The organism is Polaribacter marinus, assembly GCF_022662535.1.
In the GTDB taxonomy this organism is placed as follows: Bacteria; Bacteroidota; Bacteroidia; order Flavobacteriales; family Flavobacteriaceae; genus Polaribacter; species Polaribacter marinus.
Window position 1 is genome coordinate 86687 of record NZ_JAKQYM010000001.1, and the last position, 15556, is coordinate 102242.

Annotated in this window: 15 protein-coding genes and 1 tRNA gene; 5 read left to right on the forward strand and 11 right to left on the reverse strand. The window is 31.2% G+C overall.

Going from position 1 to position 15556, the window contains the following annotated elements; all coding sequences use genetic code 11:
• Positions 1–79: 79 nt before the first annotated feature.
• The 3 genes from MC378_RS00370 to MC378_RS00380 form a co-directional block, all read right to left on the reverse strand.
• A complete protein-coding gene (locus tag MC378_RS00370; protein WP_068704607.1) occupies positions 80–493 on the reverse strand; it encodes an HYC_CC_PP family protein in 414 nt (137 codons plus the stop codon).
• Between the two features lie 54 nt (positions 494–547).
• On the reverse strand, positions 548–1807 hold the full coding sequence (locus tag MC378_RS00375) for a site-specific integrase (protein WP_068704605.1): 1260 nt from the start codon (positions 1805–1807) through the stop codon (positions 548–550).
• A gap of 203 nt (positions 1808–2010) precedes the next feature.
• Positions 2011–2085, reverse strand: a tRNA-Pro gene (locus tag MC378_RS00380).
• 171 nt (positions 2086–2256) lie between these two features.
• Here MC378_RS00380 and trxB point away from each other — a divergent pair.
• On the forward strand, positions 2257–3204 hold the full coding sequence (gene trxB, locus MC378_RS00385) for a thioredoxin-disulfide reductase (protein WP_242176722.1): 948 nt from the start codon (positions 2257–2259) through the stop codon (positions 3202–3204).
• Positions 3205–3276: 72 nt separating this feature from the next.
• Here the strand turns inward: trxB and MC378_RS00390 are convergent, their stop codons facing one another.
• Positions 3277–3723, reverse strand: coding sequence for a KTSC domain-containing protein (locus tag MC378_RS00390; RefSeq protein WP_242176723.1), 447 nt, complete (start codon positions 3721–3723; stop codon positions 3277–3279).
• 202 nt (positions 3724–3925) lie between these two features.
• Between MC378_RS00390 and MC378_RS00395 the strand changes: the two genes are divergently transcribed.
• On the forward strand, positions 3926–4702 hold the full coding sequence (locus MC378_RS00395) for an RNA polymerase sigma factor (RefSeq protein ID WP_242176724.1): 777 nt from the start codon (positions 3926–3928) through the stop codon (positions 4700–4702).
• A gap of 24 nt (positions 4703–4726) precedes the next feature.
• Here the strand turns inward: MC378_RS00395 and MC378_RS00400 are convergent, their stop codons facing one another.
• The 7 genes from MC378_RS00400 to MC378_RS00430 all read right to left on the reverse strand — a co-directional run bounded on the left by MC378_RS00400 (position 4727) and on the right by MC378_RS00430 (position 12274).
• Entirely contained in the window at positions 4727–5542 is an 816-nt protein-coding gene (locus tag MC378_RS00400; protein WP_242176725.1) for a 5'-nucleotidase, lipoprotein e(P4) family, read from the reverse strand.
• 6 nt (positions 5543–5548) lie between these two features.
• Positions 5549–5914, reverse strand: a complete 366-nt coding sequence (locus tag MC378_RS00405) for an arsenate reductase family protein (protein WP_242176726.1) — start codon at positions 5912–5914, stop codon at positions 5549–5551.
• An 18-nt stretch (positions 5915–5932) separates the two neighbouring features.
• Positions 5933–6148 carry a hypothetical protein gene (locus tag MC378_RS00410; RefSeq protein WP_242176727.1) on the reverse strand — a complete coding sequence of 72 codons (216 nt, stop codon included), beginning with the start codon at positions 6146–6148 and terminating at the stop codon, positions 5933–5935.
• Positions 6149–6362: 214 nt separating this feature from the next.
• The gene (locus MC378_RS00415) at positions 6363–8171 is read right to left on the reverse strand and encodes an acyl-CoA dehydrogenase family protein (RefSeq protein WP_242176728.1); all 1809 of its coding nucleotides are present in this window, start codon (positions 8169–8171) and stop codon (positions 6363–6365) included.
• Between the two features lie 28 nt (positions 8172–8199).
• A complete protein-coding gene (locus MC378_RS00420; RefSeq protein WP_242176730.1) occupies positions 8200–9390 on the reverse strand; it encodes an acetyl-CoA C-acyltransferase in 1191 nt (396 codons plus the stop codon).
• 5 nt (positions 9391–9395) lie between these two features.
• Positions 9396–11801 carry a 3-hydroxyacyl-CoA dehydrogenase/enoyl-CoA hydratase family protein gene (locus MC378_RS00425; RefSeq protein WP_242176732.1) on the reverse strand — a complete coding sequence of 802 codons (2406 nt, stop codon included), beginning with the start codon at positions 11799–11801 and terminating at the stop codon, positions 9396–9398.
• A gap of 14 nt (positions 11802–11815) precedes the next feature.
• Positions 11816–12274 carry a MarR family winged helix-turn-helix transcriptional regulator gene (locus MC378_RS00430; protein ID WP_242176734.1) on the reverse strand — a complete coding sequence of 153 codons (459 nt, stop codon included), beginning with the start codon at positions 12272–12274 and terminating at the stop codon, positions 11816–11818.
• A gap of 179 nt (positions 12275–12453) precedes the next feature.
• Between MC378_RS00430 and MC378_RS00435 the strand changes: the two genes are divergently transcribed.
• From MC378_RS00435 to MC378_RS00445, 3 genes are read left to right on the forward strand one after another with little or no spacing between them, the layout of a single operon-like run.
• Positions 12454–13383, forward strand: a complete 930-nt coding sequence (locus tag MC378_RS00435) for an ABC transporter ATP-binding protein (RefSeq protein ID WP_242176736.1) — start codon at positions 12454–12456, stop codon at positions 13381–13383.
• Positions 13384–13387: 4 nt separating this feature from the next.
• Complete coding sequence (locus MC378_RS00440) at positions 13388–14713, forward strand: ABC transporter permease (protein ID WP_242176738.1); 1326 nt, start codon at positions 13388–13390, stop codon at positions 14711–14713.
• A gap of 14 nt (positions 14714–14727) precedes the next feature.
• Positions 14728–15549 (forward strand): mechanosensitive ion channel family protein, encoded by an 822-nt coding sequence (locus MC378_RS00445; protein WP_242176740.1) that lies wholly within the window; start codon positions 14728–14730, stop codon positions 15547–15549.
• Positions 15550–15556: the final 7 nt, after the last annotated feature.

Below are 15556 nucleotides of genomic sequence, written 5' to 3' on the forward strand. Positions count from 1 at the left end.
GGTGTTAAGAAAACACCGAATACAAAAAATCATCCTTATGACATACAGCCATAGGATAAAACAGTCTAATGTTTAAAAATCAAATTAAATAAGTCTCGTCAATCTTGAAGATTTGCTTGACGACAAGTGGTGGTTCGTATTCTTCGAAAGAAGATACGTTATTATCTAACCCTTCAAAAAGGTTAATGTAAGTATATACGAAAGAAGCAATAAATACCTGCTGCTCAAAAGTAATTTTATCAACTTGAAGTTGTAATTCATTTTGACCATCAACAGCTAATTGTTCATCACTACAACAATTCTTTTTTGTTATAGAACACCCATCAGTTAATGGGTTTTCCATTTCCATTCCACAGGTTTCTGCTTTATGGAATATAGCTGTATCCATTAAAGTATCTCCACAATAGTGCATATCTACAGTAAATGACATTGTAGAAAATAACACTACAAAAGCCATTAAAAGTGACATTATTTTATGGAATACTTGTTTCATATTGAAAACAAAGGTATAAAATTTAATTCAATTTGAATAGATTTTAACTTTGCTTTAAATAAAACTTGATTGGTTTTTGGTTGTTTTTACACCTTTCTCAAATTTTGCTCTTAATGTTTTCATATCATCACTTACCTTACGTTCAATCACTTTAGCATAAATTTGTGTTGTTGAAATGCGAGAATGACCTAAAAGTTTAGATACTGTTTCAATAGGTACGCCATTACTTAAAGTTACTGTTGTAGCAAATGTATGTCGTGCCAGATGAAATGTTAGATTCTTTTCTATTCTGCATAAATCTGCTATTTCTTTTAAATAAGCATTTAATTTTTGGTTTGACATTTTTGGAAATACAGTAGCATTTGCTAATGATTTTGGATTTTCTTTATACTTATTAATTAAAGTAAGTGCTTTAGGTAGTATAGGAATTCGTAAGGCATTGTTTGTTTTCTCTCTTTTCATAATTAACCACAACTCGCCATCTATACCATAATTAATATCACTTGCTGTTAAGTTTATTACATCAATATAACTCAAGCCGGTGTAACAGGCGAAAACAAATAGATCCTTTACTAATTGTAGTCTTTCAATTGAATAATCTTTTTCTTCAATTTCGTTCAATTCCATTTCAGTTAAATAGCCTCTTTCTACTTTTACAAATTTAGATTTGAAGTTTATAAACGGATCTCTTTCAATCCATTCCAGTTTATAAGATAGTGTAATCATTTTTCTAAAGCGTTCAATATGCTTCATTACAGTATTGTTACCCATTGGTTTTTGGTGATCTGTGGGTGTGAAATTTCTTAAGTATTTTTCAAACTTTAAAATGAAATTATAATCCAATTGCTTTAAATACATATCTGTAACTTTATATTTTACAAAAATGAAATCTGCAATGTACCCTTGTGTTGTGAAGTAATTTTTTTGAGTACCCCATTTGAGTTTCCCTACCATATCTTCATTATGATATTTTATGATATCATTTAAAGAATAATTTTGTTCATCTTCTTTTAGGTAACGAGCCTTAACGGTTTGAGCTGAAGTAATCTTACCTTCGGATTTTAATTCGTTTTTGGATTGGTGAAGCTCTGAAGATACCTGGTCCAAATATGCGTTAATAATTCGAGCCTCTTGGTTGGTTCCTTTTACTTTGTTTTTGGCAGAGCTCCAAAATTCAATTTTAATTTTTCGTTTGAGGCTAATTTCTGCTCTTTTCCCATTTACCGTTATACGTGCATAAAGAGGTGCTTTTCCATTTTTAGCTTTTGATAGTTTGAGCCAAAACAGAATACTAAACGTTGTCGAAGTTTTCATATCTTTCGTCTTTAGTTAAACATTTGTTTACTGACGAAAGTCAAATCAATAATTCGGTTACCTATATACCTATTATAAAATGGTAACCGAATAGGTCACTTTTTTAATCAAATAATATCAAATCTTATGATTGCTTAAAAATCATAAAACCTCGATAATCTTACGATTACCAAGGTTTTGATGTTAATTGATTATTAATTTTGTCGGGGTGGCAGGATTCGAACCTGCGACCTCCTCGTCCCAAACGAGGCGCGATGACCGGGCTACGCTACACCCCGAAAATTTCGGATTGCAAATATATAACTTTTATTAAAATATTGCTACTTTTTTGTATTTTTTTTCAGATATAAGATTGTTTTTTTTTATTGTCAAATTGTCAAAAGATATTCACAATAAATTTTTTAAAACTTAAAAAAAATTACATTTGTAATTGTAAAAATATTTATAAAATGTCAGAGACTATAGAAAGAATAAAATGCCTAATTATAGGTTCGGGACCAGCAGGCTATACAGCAGCAATTTATGCCGCTAGAGCAGATATGAAACCAGTAATGTATACTGGAATGCAAATGGGAGGACAATTAACTACAACAACTGAAGTTGATAATTACCCTGGATATCCAAACGGTACAGATGGTACTGCCATGATGAATGATTTGCAACAACAAGCAGAACGTTTTGGGACCGATGTTCGTTTTGGTTTGGTTACTAAAGTGGATTTGAGTACTGAAGTAGGTGGAATTCATAAAGTTACTGTTGATGAATCTAAAGTGATTGAGGCAGAAACAATTATTATATCTACAGGCGCAACTGCTAAATATTTAGGTTTAGAAAGTGAGCAACGTTTAATTGGTGGAGGTGTTTCTGCTTGTGCAACTTGTGATGGTTTTTTCTATAAAGGTCAGGATGTAATTGTAGTAGGAGCAGGAGATACGGCTGCTGAAGAAGCAACATATTTGGCTAATATTTGTAATAAAGTTACGATGTTGGTAAGAAAAGATACCATGAGAGCATCAAAGGCAATGCAACATAGAGTAAATAAAACTAAAAACATTGAGGTTTTGTTTAATTCTGAGTTAGATGAGGTTTTAGGAGATAATGTAGTGGAAGGAGTTAGGGTTATAAATAATCAAACACAAGCAAAACATGAAATTGCGGTTACTGGAGTTTTTATCGCTATTGGACACAAACCAAATTCAGATTTATTTAAAGGTGTTTTAGATATGGATGAAGTAGGGTATTTAATTACAAAAGGAAAATCAAGTAAAACCAATTTACCAGGAGTTTTTGCAGCAGGAGATATACAAGATAAAGAATATAGACAAGCTGTTACAGCAGCAGGTTCTGGTTGTATGGCTGCTTTAGATGCAGAACGTTATTTAGGGGCTTTAGAATAGTGGCTAAATTAGTATATAAAAAAAGAGATTGCATATTGCAATCTCTTTTTTTTATACTTATTGTTTTAATTTTTAAGCTAAAACAGAAGCCTTCATAGACTTTCTATAGATAAAAGAATTAAAAATATTTCTTTTACCAAAATTATTCATAGATTTTGCGTTTACAAATTTCCCGAAAAGAATTTTACTAACACCAAAGTATTCGTATTTATTTCCGTCTGTAAAAGTAACTTCTAACAACATACTTTTATGGTGCCAATCTGCAACCTGAAATTCTGTAATAGTTGTTTTATAGGCATCTAAATTAGCTTCTTTAGTTTCTGGAGCAATACTTACTAAAAAATGATATCCATCAATAATTTGTGTGCTTACGATTTCTGCTTCATCCTTCTTTTCTTGTTCTGTAAACTTATCTGGATGCCATTCTTTTACCAAACCTCTGTAAGTAGTTTTTAACTCTTTTAAATTAATAGCTCCTTCTACTTTAAAAAGTTTTTTATATTCTTTAATACGCTTCATTTACCTTGTTTTCAAATTGCGTGCAAAAGTAATCTAATTATCTGAAATATAATGAAGTAAATTGTTTTAAATAATCGCAATAATTGATTCTGAATAAAAACCTAAAATTTAAAAATTGAAATTATTATTTGATAACTGATATTTATCATTTTATGACCTCTTCTTGTTTTGCAACTTTACAGTAAAATCAAACGTATTTATTATGAAAAAAAGTAGTTCTCATTTTCAAAGCAAAAGCGAATTTCGATTATTGGTAACCGAATCATTCTCTGGATTGATTGAATTTAAAAAAGATGAAAATCAAACTTCATTTAATGACTTAGTTTTAAAAATCTTACCAGAAATAAGAAAATATGTAAATCAAAGATTAAAAACAGCAATTAAAAAAGGATGTTTTTCTAAAAAGAAATATAAAGCAGATGATTTTATTGATCAACTTTTTATAACGATATATGATAATATTGAAGAAGTAAAAAATGAAAATGATTTCTATTTATGGTTGTTTAAAAAGACAAATGAATTGTTAGACGATATTATTGTTGAAGAAGAATTTGATGATTTGTTTTTTAAGAATATAGATGATTATTCTAAGCCAGAATGGGATGCAATGCAAGAGAAATATAGTACTGATGGAGGGGGAGACTTGTTATTGATAGAAGAATTAGATGATCTGTCTTATAATCATAATGATTATAGTTTAAATCATGTATTTGTAGAAGATAATGAAAGAGATTTGTTAGAAAAATTAGATAAAGAAATAAGCGAAGAAAAAATTAAAGAACACATAGATTTGGTCTTACATAATTTACCTTCTAACATGCGCATCGTTTTCTATTTATATACAAATCAAAAATTAAAAATAGAAGAAATTGCAGAGGTGCAACAGAAAACGATTGCAGAAGTTGAAAGTATTTTAAGTGATGCAAAAAAAGCAATTCAAAGAAGTTTATTAAATAGATATTCTTCTGTTGATGATTAATCTTTTTTTGTTGGGCAATAGTTTTTAGTAAGAAATTATTTTTTTACGACGAATAGAGTCTTTTTGAAAATTAGACCAGTTATATTTCCCTTCTAAAATTCCTTTTGTTTCCCAGTCTCCATAAATAGGGTTGGGTAAAACAATGAATTTTCTACCAAAAAATGTTTTTAAACTATCAACACTTTTATTTCTTTGTTTTGTATTGCGGTTTTCAAATATTGAAGAAAAATCAGATAAGTTATCACCTAGAAATAGCACAATCTGATGTGTTTTTCTAATGTGATTTCTTCTGGTTTCTTTTTCACTACTGTTTGTTTTTAATATTACATGAGTTTCATCTGCAAATGGAAAACCTTCTGATTTTAAATTTTCGATGGTTTCTTTTGTTTGGTTTGAAGATCTATTAGAAACATAGAAGACTTCTACTCCTTTACTTTTTGCGTAATTAAAAAAAGCGACTGCTCCAGGAATGGCATTTGCTTTTTTCTTTTGCACCCATTCTGTCCATCTTAAAGTAGAATAATTTTCATCTAATTCTACCTGTTTGCCACTATAAGGACTATTGTCTAGTAAAGTCTCATCAATATCTGTAACAATTGCATATGGTTTGTTAAACTCATTTTTGGTAAGAATATTCTCTAGTTGAAGTTTTGCCAAATTGTATGCTTGATAAGTTAGAGCTTTATATTCTGCAGCATTCTGTTGCCATAAAATTGATTGTATTGTGTGTTCTTTAATAGGAATGCTATTGTTATTTTCTATTTTGACTTGATTTATTTGTGATTTACATCCAATAAGTACAATAAATACAAAAAGAAAAATAAAGATTTTGTTTTTCATTAGGAACTATATTTTAATAATGTCAGTAGGAGTTTCTATCAAAATGGTAATATCACCTCTTAAGGCAATAGGTTGTTTCATAATTTCAGGATTGTGTTGAATCATTTTTATCCAATCATTCGTAGAGAAATCATGATGTTCAAAATTAGAAGTGTAGGAAGGATGCTCTTGATTAACTAAGTCTTTAACACTTATTTTTAACCTGTCTGCCAGTTCAATAATTTGGGTTCCTGTTATTTTTGTTTTTAATAAATCAATTTCTAGAATTGCCAAACCTTCTGCTTTAGCATAGGCCAAAGTTTGTTTTGCTCTTACAGATTTTGAATGATAAAACAATGTGATTTGATAGTTAGATGTAGCTATTTCTCCCATTATATTGATTTTTAGGTTTTACTGATTTGCTTTATGTGTTTCTATATGGTGTAGTAATAATTGCTTTAAACTCCCAAGATAGTCTTGCATTATTTTTACATCCATATGCGGGTGATTTACAGAAGGAATTGTTAATGGGTTTTCATCTAAAGATCTATACAGTTCTGGATAATTTGTTTCTATGTTTGTTGTTAACTGTGTAATTTCTGTTAAAAGGGTTTGAAGATTTTTCATAATTATTAGCGTTACAATTAGTACTAAGCATCTTACTTTTTTATGTTTAAAAAGTAGAATAACAAAAATACTCATTTTAAAGGTGAATTCATATAATATAAATCAGACTCTAATGTTAAAATAAAAAAAAGAGACCATCAAAATAGACGATCTCTTTTAAACAAACAACTAATTCTTAAAACCTGAATAGTTTTAAAAAGTATTTTAGTGATTTTTAGAAGCAGTATTTATTTTCTGCTTTTAATTTTTCTGCAATAGTATTACGTAAAGCAACAACGTTAGGATAATTTGCGTATTTAGAAAAACGCTTTAATCCCATTAACAACATACGTTGTTCATCTCCTTCAGCAAAAGAAACAATTCCTTCTTTACCATTTTTGGTGATAATTTCAACAGCATTGTATAAGTATAGTTTTGCCATTGCTATTTGTCCTTCTTGTTTTTCTTCACCAAAACGTTTTACGTTTTTCTCTGTACGTAATAATGTAGACTCTGCTATATAAACTTCGTTTAAAATATTTGCAGCTGACATTAATATTTGTTGGTGAGATTCTAAATCTGTTCCGTATTTTTGAATTGCAGACCCTGCTACCATTAAGAAAATTTTCTTCATTTTAGCAATCATTTCTTTTTCTTCAGCAAATAATTCTGAATAATCTGGAGTATCAAAAGAAGGAATTCCCATCAATTCATCTGCAACAGCAGTTGCTGGTCCAAGTAAATCTACATGACCCTTCATTGCTTTTTTTACTAACATACCTACAGATAACATTCTATTGATTTCGTTGGTACCTTCATAAATACGAGCAATTCTAGCATCTCTCCAAGCTGCTTCCATAGGAGTTTCTTCCGAAAATCCCATCCCTCCAAAAATTTGAATTCCTTCATCTGCACATGCTTGTACATCTTCTGAAACAGCAACTTTTAGGATAGAGCATTCAATTGCATATTCTTCTACACCTTTTAATTCTGCTTCTTGATGAGAATTTCCAGCGGCTAATCTCATGGCAATTCTGTCTTCAATATTTTTAGCAGCTCTATAACTTGCAGATTCTCCTGCATACGTATTGGTTGCCATTTCTGCTAATTTTGATTTGATAGCACCAAAATCTGCAATAGGAGTTTTAAATTGTTTACGTTCTGTAGCGTATTGTAATGCTGTTTCTAAAACTCTTCTTTGAGAGTCTAAACAAGCAGCAGCTAATTTAATACGTCCAACATTTAAGGCGTTTACAGCTATTTTAAATCCTCCTCCTCTTACAGATAACATGTTTTCTGCAGGAACAACTGTATCGTTAAAAAAGACTTGACGAGTAGAACTTGCACGAATACCTAATTTGTGCTCTTCTTCACCTAACGTAATTCCGTTAGGATTTGCAGCATCATATTCAACGATAAATCCAGTAATATTTTTATCATTTTCAATACGAGCAAAAACAATCATCAAATTACAGAAACCTGCATTTGAAATCCACATTTTTTGTCCGTTAATTTTATATGATTTTCCATCAGCAGAAATTTCTGCCATGGTTTTACCTGAATTTGCATCAGATCCTGCTCCTGGTTCAGTTAAACAGTAAGCCCCCATCCATTCTCCGGTAGCTAATTTAGGGACATATTTTTGTTTTTGTTCTTCTGTTCCGTATAAAGTAATTGGCATTGTACCAATTCCTGTATGTGCTCCAAAAGCAGTACTCAAAGATCCATTTCCACTAGAGATATATTCGCAGGTAATCATTGTAGAAACAAAGCCCATTCCCATTCCTCCATATTCTTCTGGAACAGCAACACCTAAGAATCCAAGTTCTCCGGCTTTTTTCATTACTTCTTCTGTCAGTTTGTAATCTTTGGCTTCAAATCGATCTCTATTGGCTATGATTTCACGCTCGTTAAATTCTTTAACGGCTTCTTTCATCATTACTTGTTCTTCTGAAAAATCTTCAGGAGTAAATACGTCTTCACATGCAGTTTCTTTTACTAAAAACTGGCCTCCTCTTAAGATCTCTTTTTCTGTTGCTTCCATTGTATAAATTTTTTAATCTTTTTTTTTGTTAATTTAGAAATTCGAAAATACCAGCAGCACCCTGACCTGTACCAACGCACATGGTTACCATTCCGTATTTTCCTTGCATATTACGCTTGCGCATTTCATCAAATAATTGAACAGATAGTTTTGCTCCAGTACAACCTAATGGGTGTCCAAGTGCAATTGCACCTCCATTTACATTAATAATGTCTGCGTCTAATCCTAATTCACGAATTACCGCTAAAGATTGAGAGGCAAAAGCTTCGTTCAATTCAATTAAGCTAATGTCTTCTTGTTTTAATCCTGCTTGTTTTAATGCTTTTGGTATAGCAGCAACGGGTCCAATTCCCATAATTCTAGGAGGAACACCAGCAGCAGCATAACTTACCATACGTGCAATTGGTTTTAGATTTAATTCTTTTACCATCTCTTCACTCATTACCATTACAAAGGCAGCACCATCACTTGTTTGTGATGAGTTACCAGCTGTAACGCTTCCGTTGGTAGCAAATACTGGACGTAAACGTTCTAAACCTGCAATGTTAGAACCTTTACGTGGTCCTTCATCTTTGGTTACAGTGTATTTTCTCGTTGCTTTTTTTCCTTTAGCATCAACATAAGTCTCTTCTACTTCAATAGGAACAATTTGATCTTGAAAACGGTCTTCAGCTTGTGCTTTTAATGCTTTTAAATGTGAGTTTAATGCAAATTCATCTTGATCTTTACGAGAAATGTTATATTTTTTGGCAACTTCTTCTGCAGTGTTACCCATTCCCCAGTAATAATCTGCATGACCTGCAGCAACAGTATCGTAGTTTAATTCTGGTTTAAAACCTGTCATTGGTACAGAACTCATACTTTCTGCTCCACCAGCAATAATACAATCTGCCATTCCAGACTGAATTTTAGCAACTGCCATGCTAATAGTTTCTAGACCTGAAGAACAAAAACGGTTTACGGTAACCCCAGGAACTTCTTCAATTTTTAAACCCATTAAAGAAATTAAACGTGCCATATTTAATCCTTGTGAACCTTCTGGCATTGCGTTACCAACAATTACATCATCAATACGTTTTTTATCGAATTCAGGTAACTTCTCCATCATATACTCGATAGTTTCAGCAGCTAATTCGTCAGCTCTTTTAAATCTGAACACCCCTTTTTTGGATTTTCCAATGGCTGTTCTATATCCTTTTACTATATATGCTGTTTTCATTTTTCTTAGTTTCTTAATGGTTTACCAGTTTTTAACATGTGTTGAATACGCTCTAATGTTTTGCGCTCTGTACATAAACTTAAGAATGCTTCACGTTCTAAGTCTAATAAATACTGTTCAGAAACCTTAGTTGGTTCTGATAAATCTCCACCAGCCATTACATAGGCCAATTTATTTGCTATTTTTTGATCGTGAGCAGAAATAAAATTACTTGCTTGCATAGAATCTGTAGCTACCATAAAAGCACCTAAAGCTTGCTTACCAAGTACCAATACATCTTTACGAGTGACTGGTTGTGTGTAACCTGCTTCTGCCATTAATACAGCATGTTTTTTTGCTTCTGCAATTTGACGATCTTTGTTGACTACAACAACGTCTTTACCATGTTGTAATAATCCTAGGTCAAATGCTTCATAGGCAGAAGTTGCTACTTTTGCCATACCAATTGTTAAGAAATACTCTTGTAAAACGTTTAGTTGAACATCTCCTTTTCGGAAAGTATCAGATGCACGTAATGCCATTTCTTTTGATCCACCACCACCTGGAATAACACCTACTCCAAATTCTACTAATCCCATATATGTTTCTGCTGCTGCAACAACCTTGTCTGCATGTAAAGAAATTTCACATCCACCACCTAAAGCCATTCCATGAGGAGCAGAAATTGTTGGGATAGAAGAGTAACGCATGCGCATCATTGTATCTTGAAAATACTTGATAGCCATGTTTAATTCATCATATTCTTGTTCTGCTGCCATCATAAATATCATTCCGATATTTGCTCCTACAGAGAAATTTGCTGCTTGGTTACCAACAATTAATCCTTGGTAATTTTTTTCAGCCAAATCAATTGCTTTATTTATTGCTGCTAAAACATCACCACCAATGGTATTCATTTTAGATTGGAATTCTAAATTTAAAATTCCGTTTCCTAAATCTTCAATTACAGCGCCAGAATTTTTCCAAACTTCGTTAGATTTTCTAATGTTATCTAATATGATAAACGAATCTTGCCCTGGTTTTTTAAGTTGTTTGCTTGCAGGAATATCATAATAATATGTTGCTCCTTCTTTTACAGAATAGAAAGAAGTTTCTCCTTTTGCTAACATTTCTGTTACCCAAGAAGCAATTTCATAACCTTCTGCTTTCATGATTTCTACACCTTTGGCAACACCAACGGCATCCCAAATTTGAAAAGGTCCATGTTCCCATCCAAACCCAGCTCTTAATCCATCGTCTATTCTATATAATTCATCAGAAATTTCTGGGATTCTATTTTGAACATAGGCAAACATTGCTGCAAATGATTTTCTGTAAAATTCTCCAGCTTTGTCTTTACCTGCAACTAAAACTTTAAATCGATCTGTAACATTATCAATCGTTTTTGTTAATTCTAAAGTTGCAAATTTTGCAGATTTCTTTTCTCTATATTCAAGTGTATTTAAGTCTAATGATAAGATGTTTCTTTTACCATTAGCATCTTTGGTCATTTTGTAAAAACCTTGTTTGGTTTTGCTTCCTAACATTTTGTTTTCCATCATATGGTTCACAAAATCTGGAATTACAAACTGATCTCTCATTTCATCTTCAGGACAATTGTCTTTAACACCATTTGCTGTGTGCACTAAAGTGTCTAAACCAACAACATCAATAGTTCTAAAGGTTGCTGATTTTGGTCGACCAATAACAGGACCTGTTAATTTGTCTACTTCTTCGATAGTTAATCCCATGTCTTTTACAACGTGAAACAAACTCATAATGCCAAAAATTCCTATTCTGTTTCCAATAAAGGCTGGTGTGTCTTTTGCTAAAACAGAGGTTTTACCTAAAAATTTATCACCATACATCATTAAGAAATCAGTAACTTCTTGTTTACAGTTTGGACCTGGAACAACTTCAAAAAGTTTTAAATATCTAGGAGGATTAAAAAAGTGAGTAACTGCAAAGTGCTTTTGGAAATCTTCACTTCTTCCTTCGTTCATGAATTTGATAGGTATACCAGAAGTATTAGATGTTATTAATGTTCCTGGAGTTCTGTATTTTTCTACTTTTTCAAAAACACTTTTCTTAATATCTAATCTTTCTACAACCACTTCCATCACCCAATCTACATCTTTGATAAGGTGTAAATCATCATCTATATTTCCAGTTGTAATTCTTTCTGCAAACTTCTTACTATAAATAGGAGAAGGTTTCGATTTTAATGAAGCTGTTAAAGCATCGTTTACTAAACGGTTACGAACAACTTTGTCTTCTAACGTTAATCCTTTTGCTTTTTCTTTGTCGTTTAATTCTCTTGGAACGATATCCAATAAAAGAACTTCTACGCCAATATTAGCAAAATGACATGCAATTCCACTTCCCATAATCCCGGAACCGATAATTGCTACTTTTTTAATTCTTCTAGTCATTAGTCTAATTTGATTTATATTGCTTTCTTGTTGATATTTTCATAAATATCTTTGTCGGCAATCAATTTGTTAATTGTTGAGGTTACTTTAAAAAAACCTTCTAAGTCTTTTTCAGAAACATTTTCTCTAATTGTATCATTAAACTGAATTACATGACCTCTAGAAATTTTACGCATTTCTTTGCCATAATCAGTTAATTTGATGATGACACTTCTACCGTCATCTGGGTTTTTCTCTCTGCAAATAGCGCCTTTATCTTCCATTGTTTTTAAAATTCTAGAAAGACTTGTAGGTTCCATTCCCATTAAAGGACCTAAAGCTGTAGATGGTGTTCCGTTTTGTTTATCAATATTTAATAAAACAAAAGCAGTTGCCATTGTGCTATCGTGTTTTGCTGCTTGCTCATTGTACACTTTTGCTACAGCTTGCCACGTTGCTCTGAGTTCATGATCTATTGATTTATATCTATTCATTATGCCAAAGATAATAAAATTTATTATGCACGCATAGTAAGTTTCAAAAAAGTTATGCACGCATAATAAATTTAACATAATATTTTATGTAACAAAAAGAGAAGAAATAATACAAATACTTAGAAAATATGTAAGTTTGTAGTTATTGAAAACTTTCAGAATAAAATTAACAACCACCAATGAAGAATTTATTAGAAATTAATAATGTTGTAAAGAATTATGGAGACTTTACTGCTTTAAATGATGTTTCCATTCATATTCCTAAAGGAAGTGTTTATGGCTTATTAGGTCCAAATGGAGCAGGAAAAACCTCTTTAATTAGAATTATAAACCAAATTACGATGCCCGATAGTGGGACTATCTTTTTGGATGGAGAAGTATTATCACCAAAGCATACCGCAGTAATTGGTTATTTGCCAGAAGAACGAGGTTTGTATAAGTCTATGAAAGTAGGTGAACAAGCTTTATATTTAGCACAGTTAAAAGGATTGTCTAAAAGTGAAGCAAAAAAACGCTTAAAATATTGGTTTGAGAAGTTTGATATTTCTGCTTGGTGGGGGAAGAAAATTGAAGAGCTTTCTAAAGGAATGGCGCAAAAAGTACAGTTTATTGTTACGGTAATGCACAATCCTAAATTATTGATTTTTGATGAACCTTTTTCTGGATTTGATCCTATAAATGCACAATTAATAGCCCGAGAAATTTTACAATTACGAGATGAAGGTGCAACCATAATTTTTTCTACGCACAGAATGGAATCTGTAGAAGAAATGTGTGATGAAATAGCTTTAATTGATAAATCTAACAAAATTTTAGATGGTAAATTAGATGATATTAAAAGACAATTTAGAACCAATATATTTCAAGTTGGTTTAAATGCGGAACATCCTAAAGAAGTAGAAGCCAAATTAAGAGAAAGTTTTGAGGTACTTCCTGCAGATTTTAAATTACTGACTGATGGCTTAACAATGAACGTTAAGTTAACTGAGGGGAATTCTGCAAACGATTTATTATCTTTTTTAACAAGTAAAGGAGAATTGCAACATTTTGTTGAATTAGTACCAAGTGCAAATGACATTTTTATACAAGCAATAAACAAAAATAAGTAAGAAAATGAGTAAGTTAAAATTAATTATACATAGAGAGTTTATTGCAAAAGTTAGAAATAAATCATTTATAATGATGACTTTTTTAAGCCCTTTATTAATGGTAGGTATGGGAGCTTTGGTTTTCTTTTTAATGAAAAAGAACGACGAAAAAGTAAAAGAAATCGTATATGTAGATAACTCGGGTTTGTTTTCAAAAGAAGATTTTAAAGATACAAAAACAATTCATTACCAAGATTATACGGCTTTAGGTATAGAGGAAACTAAGAAAAAGGTTGAGGATGGAAATTATTACGGAGTTTTATACATTCCTAAAAAAGATAGCTTAGAATTACTTGCAAACTCAATAGAGTTTTATTCTAAAGATTCTCCAGGAATGTCTGTTATGGGGAGTTTAGAAAACAAAATAGAAGTAAAACTTCGTAATGAAAAATTAAATAATTTTGGAATAGATTTAGAGAAAATTAAAGCCTCAAAAATTCAATCTGAGATAAAAATGTTTAATTTTTCAGGAGAAGAATCCTCTAAATTAATAAACGGATTAAAAATTGGAGTAGGTGCTATTGCGGGTTATTTGTTAATGATGTTTGTAATGATTTATGGTACCTCTGTAATGAGGAGTGTTATTGAAGAAAAAACGAGTAGAATTATAGAAGTTATCGTTTCTTCTGTAAAACCCTTTCAGTTAATGTTAGGTAAAATTATAGGAAATGCTTCTGCAGGTTTACTGCAATTCTTTATTTGGGGTGTTTTGCTTTTTGTCATTATAACGGTGGCATCCTCTGTTTTTGGAGTGGATGTTGTTGAAATGCAAACAGCTAAAGTTCCTGATGCACAAATGGACGTTGTCAATCAAGCCGTAGGTGGAGATAAAATGCAAATCATTATTCAAGAAATATTAAGATTGCCAATTTTAAAAATGTTTGTCTTGTTTATTTTTTATTTTTTAGGTGGATATATGTTATACAGTTCTTTGTTTGCAGCGGTAGGTGCAGCAGTAGACAATGAAACAGATACTCAGCAATTTATGCTACCAATTATGTTGCCGTTAATTTTAGGTGTTTATGTTGGTTTTGCAACAGTTATTAATGATCCTCATGGATCAATTGCTGTATTGTTTTCGTACATTCCGTTTACAAGCTCTATAGTTATGTTAATGAGAGTTCCTTTTGGGGTTTCTTGGTATGAGTTAGCAATTTCTATGTTGTTATTATTAGTAACATTTGTGTTTATGGTCTGGTTAGCAGCTAAGATTTATAGAGTGGGTATTTTAATGTACGGAAAAAAAACAACCTATAAAGACTTGTACAAATGGTTAAAATATAAAGGATAAAACAAAATAATGAAATGGACAAACTTAATAGTTTTTTAAATTTTTCTTTTAATTTAACCTCAGGCATACATATTAATGTAAAAACAATTTTGTTTGTTGCTTTTGTTTTTCTTCTTACAGGATTATTTTTAAAAATTGTAAAGAAGGTTGTCAATAGAAAATTAGACGAAAAAGATAAAGATAAATTTAAAGCCGTTTATTCTTTTATTCAATACTTTGTATATGTAATTGTATTGGTAATTGCTCTAGAATCATCAGGAATAAATGTTAGTGTTTTATTAGCTGGATCTGCTGCATTATTAGTAGGTATTGGTTTGGGGTTACAAACCTTATTTCAAGATATAATGTCTGGTATATTCATCTTAATTGATAAGTCTTTAAATGTAAATGATATTATTGAAATAGAAGGAAAAGTAGGAAAAGTAGAAGAGATTAGATTAAGAACGACAAGAGCAGTAACTATAGATGATAAAGTACTCATAATACCAAATCATAAATTTTTAACCAATAGTTTGTTTAACTGGACACAAAACGGGGCTCAGACAACAGAAGGAGTAGAAGTTGGTGTGGCCTATGGTTCTGATGTAGAATTGGTAAAAGAAATTTTAATTGACATTGCAAAATCACATCCAAAGATTTTAAAGAAACAAGAGCCAATAGTAAGGTTTACAGATTTTGGAGATAGTGCTTTAATGTTTAAACTACTTTTTATAATTAATAATAGTTTCGAGCATTTAGCTATTAAGAGCGATCTACGTTTTGCAATTGATAAAAAATTTAGAGAGAATAATATTACAATCCCTTTCCCTCAAAGAGATGTTCACCTTATAAAATAATATAAAA

Excerpts from the sequence above, each read along its gene's own strand:
- MC378_RS00370 (WP_068704607.1), bottom strand. The coding sequence starts at position 493 with ATGAAACAAGTATTCCATAAAATAATGTCACTTTTAATGGCTTTTGTA.
- MC378_RS00375 (WP_068704605.1), bottom strand. The coding sequence starts at position 1,807 with ATGAAAACTTCGACAACGTTTAGTATTCTGTTTTGGCTCAAACTATCA.
- trxB (WP_242176722.1), top strand. The coding sequence starts at position 2,257 with ATGTCAGAGACTATAGAAAGAATAAAATGCCTAATTATAGGTTCGGGA.
- MC378_RS00390 (WP_242176723.1), bottom strand. The coding sequence starts at position 3,723 with ATGAAGCGTATTAAAGAATATAAAAAACTTTTTAAAGTAGAAGGAGCT.
- MC378_RS00395 (WP_242176724.1), top strand. The coding sequence starts at position 3,926 with ATGAAAAAAAGTAGTTCTCATTTTCAAAGCAAAAGCGAATTTCGATTA.
- MC378_RS00400 (WP_242176725.1), bottom strand. The coding sequence starts at position 5,542 with ATGAAAAACAAAATCTTTATTTTTCTTTTTGTATTTATTGTACTTATT.
- MC378_RS00405 (WP_242176726.1), bottom strand. The coding sequence starts at position 5,914 with ATGGGAGAAATAGCTACATCTAACTATCAAATCACATTGTTTTATCAT.
- MC378_RS00410 (WP_242176727.1), bottom strand. The coding sequence starts at position 6,148 with ATGAAAAATCTTCAAACCCTTTTAACAGAAATTACACAGTTAACAACA.
- MC378_RS00415 (WP_242176728.1), bottom strand. The coding sequence starts at position 8,171 with ATGGAAGCAACAGAAAAAGAGATCTTAAGAGGAGGCCAGTTTTTAGTA.
- MC378_RS00420 (WP_242176730.1), bottom strand. The coding sequence starts at position 9,390 with ATGAAAACAGCATATATAGTAAAAGGATATAGAACAGCCATTGGAAAA.
- MC378_RS00425 (WP_242176732.1), bottom strand. The coding sequence starts at position 11,801 with ATGACTAGAAGAATTAAAAAAGTAGCAATTATCGGTTCCGGGATTATG.
- MC378_RS00430 (WP_242176734.1), bottom strand. The coding sequence starts at position 12,274 with ATGAATAGATATAAATCAATAGATCATGAACTCAGAGCAACGTGGCAA.
- MC378_RS00435 (WP_242176736.1), top strand. The coding sequence starts at position 12,454 with ATGAAGAATTTATTAGAAATTAATAATGTTGTAAAGAATTATGGAGAC.
- MC378_RS00440 (WP_242176738.1), top strand. The coding sequence starts at position 13,388 with ATGAGTAAGTTAAAATTAATTATACATAGAGAGTTTATTGCAAAAGTT.
- MC378_RS00445 (WP_242176740.1), top strand. The coding sequence starts at position 14,728 with ATGGACAAACTTAATAGTTTTTTAAATTTTTCTTTTAATTTAACCTCA.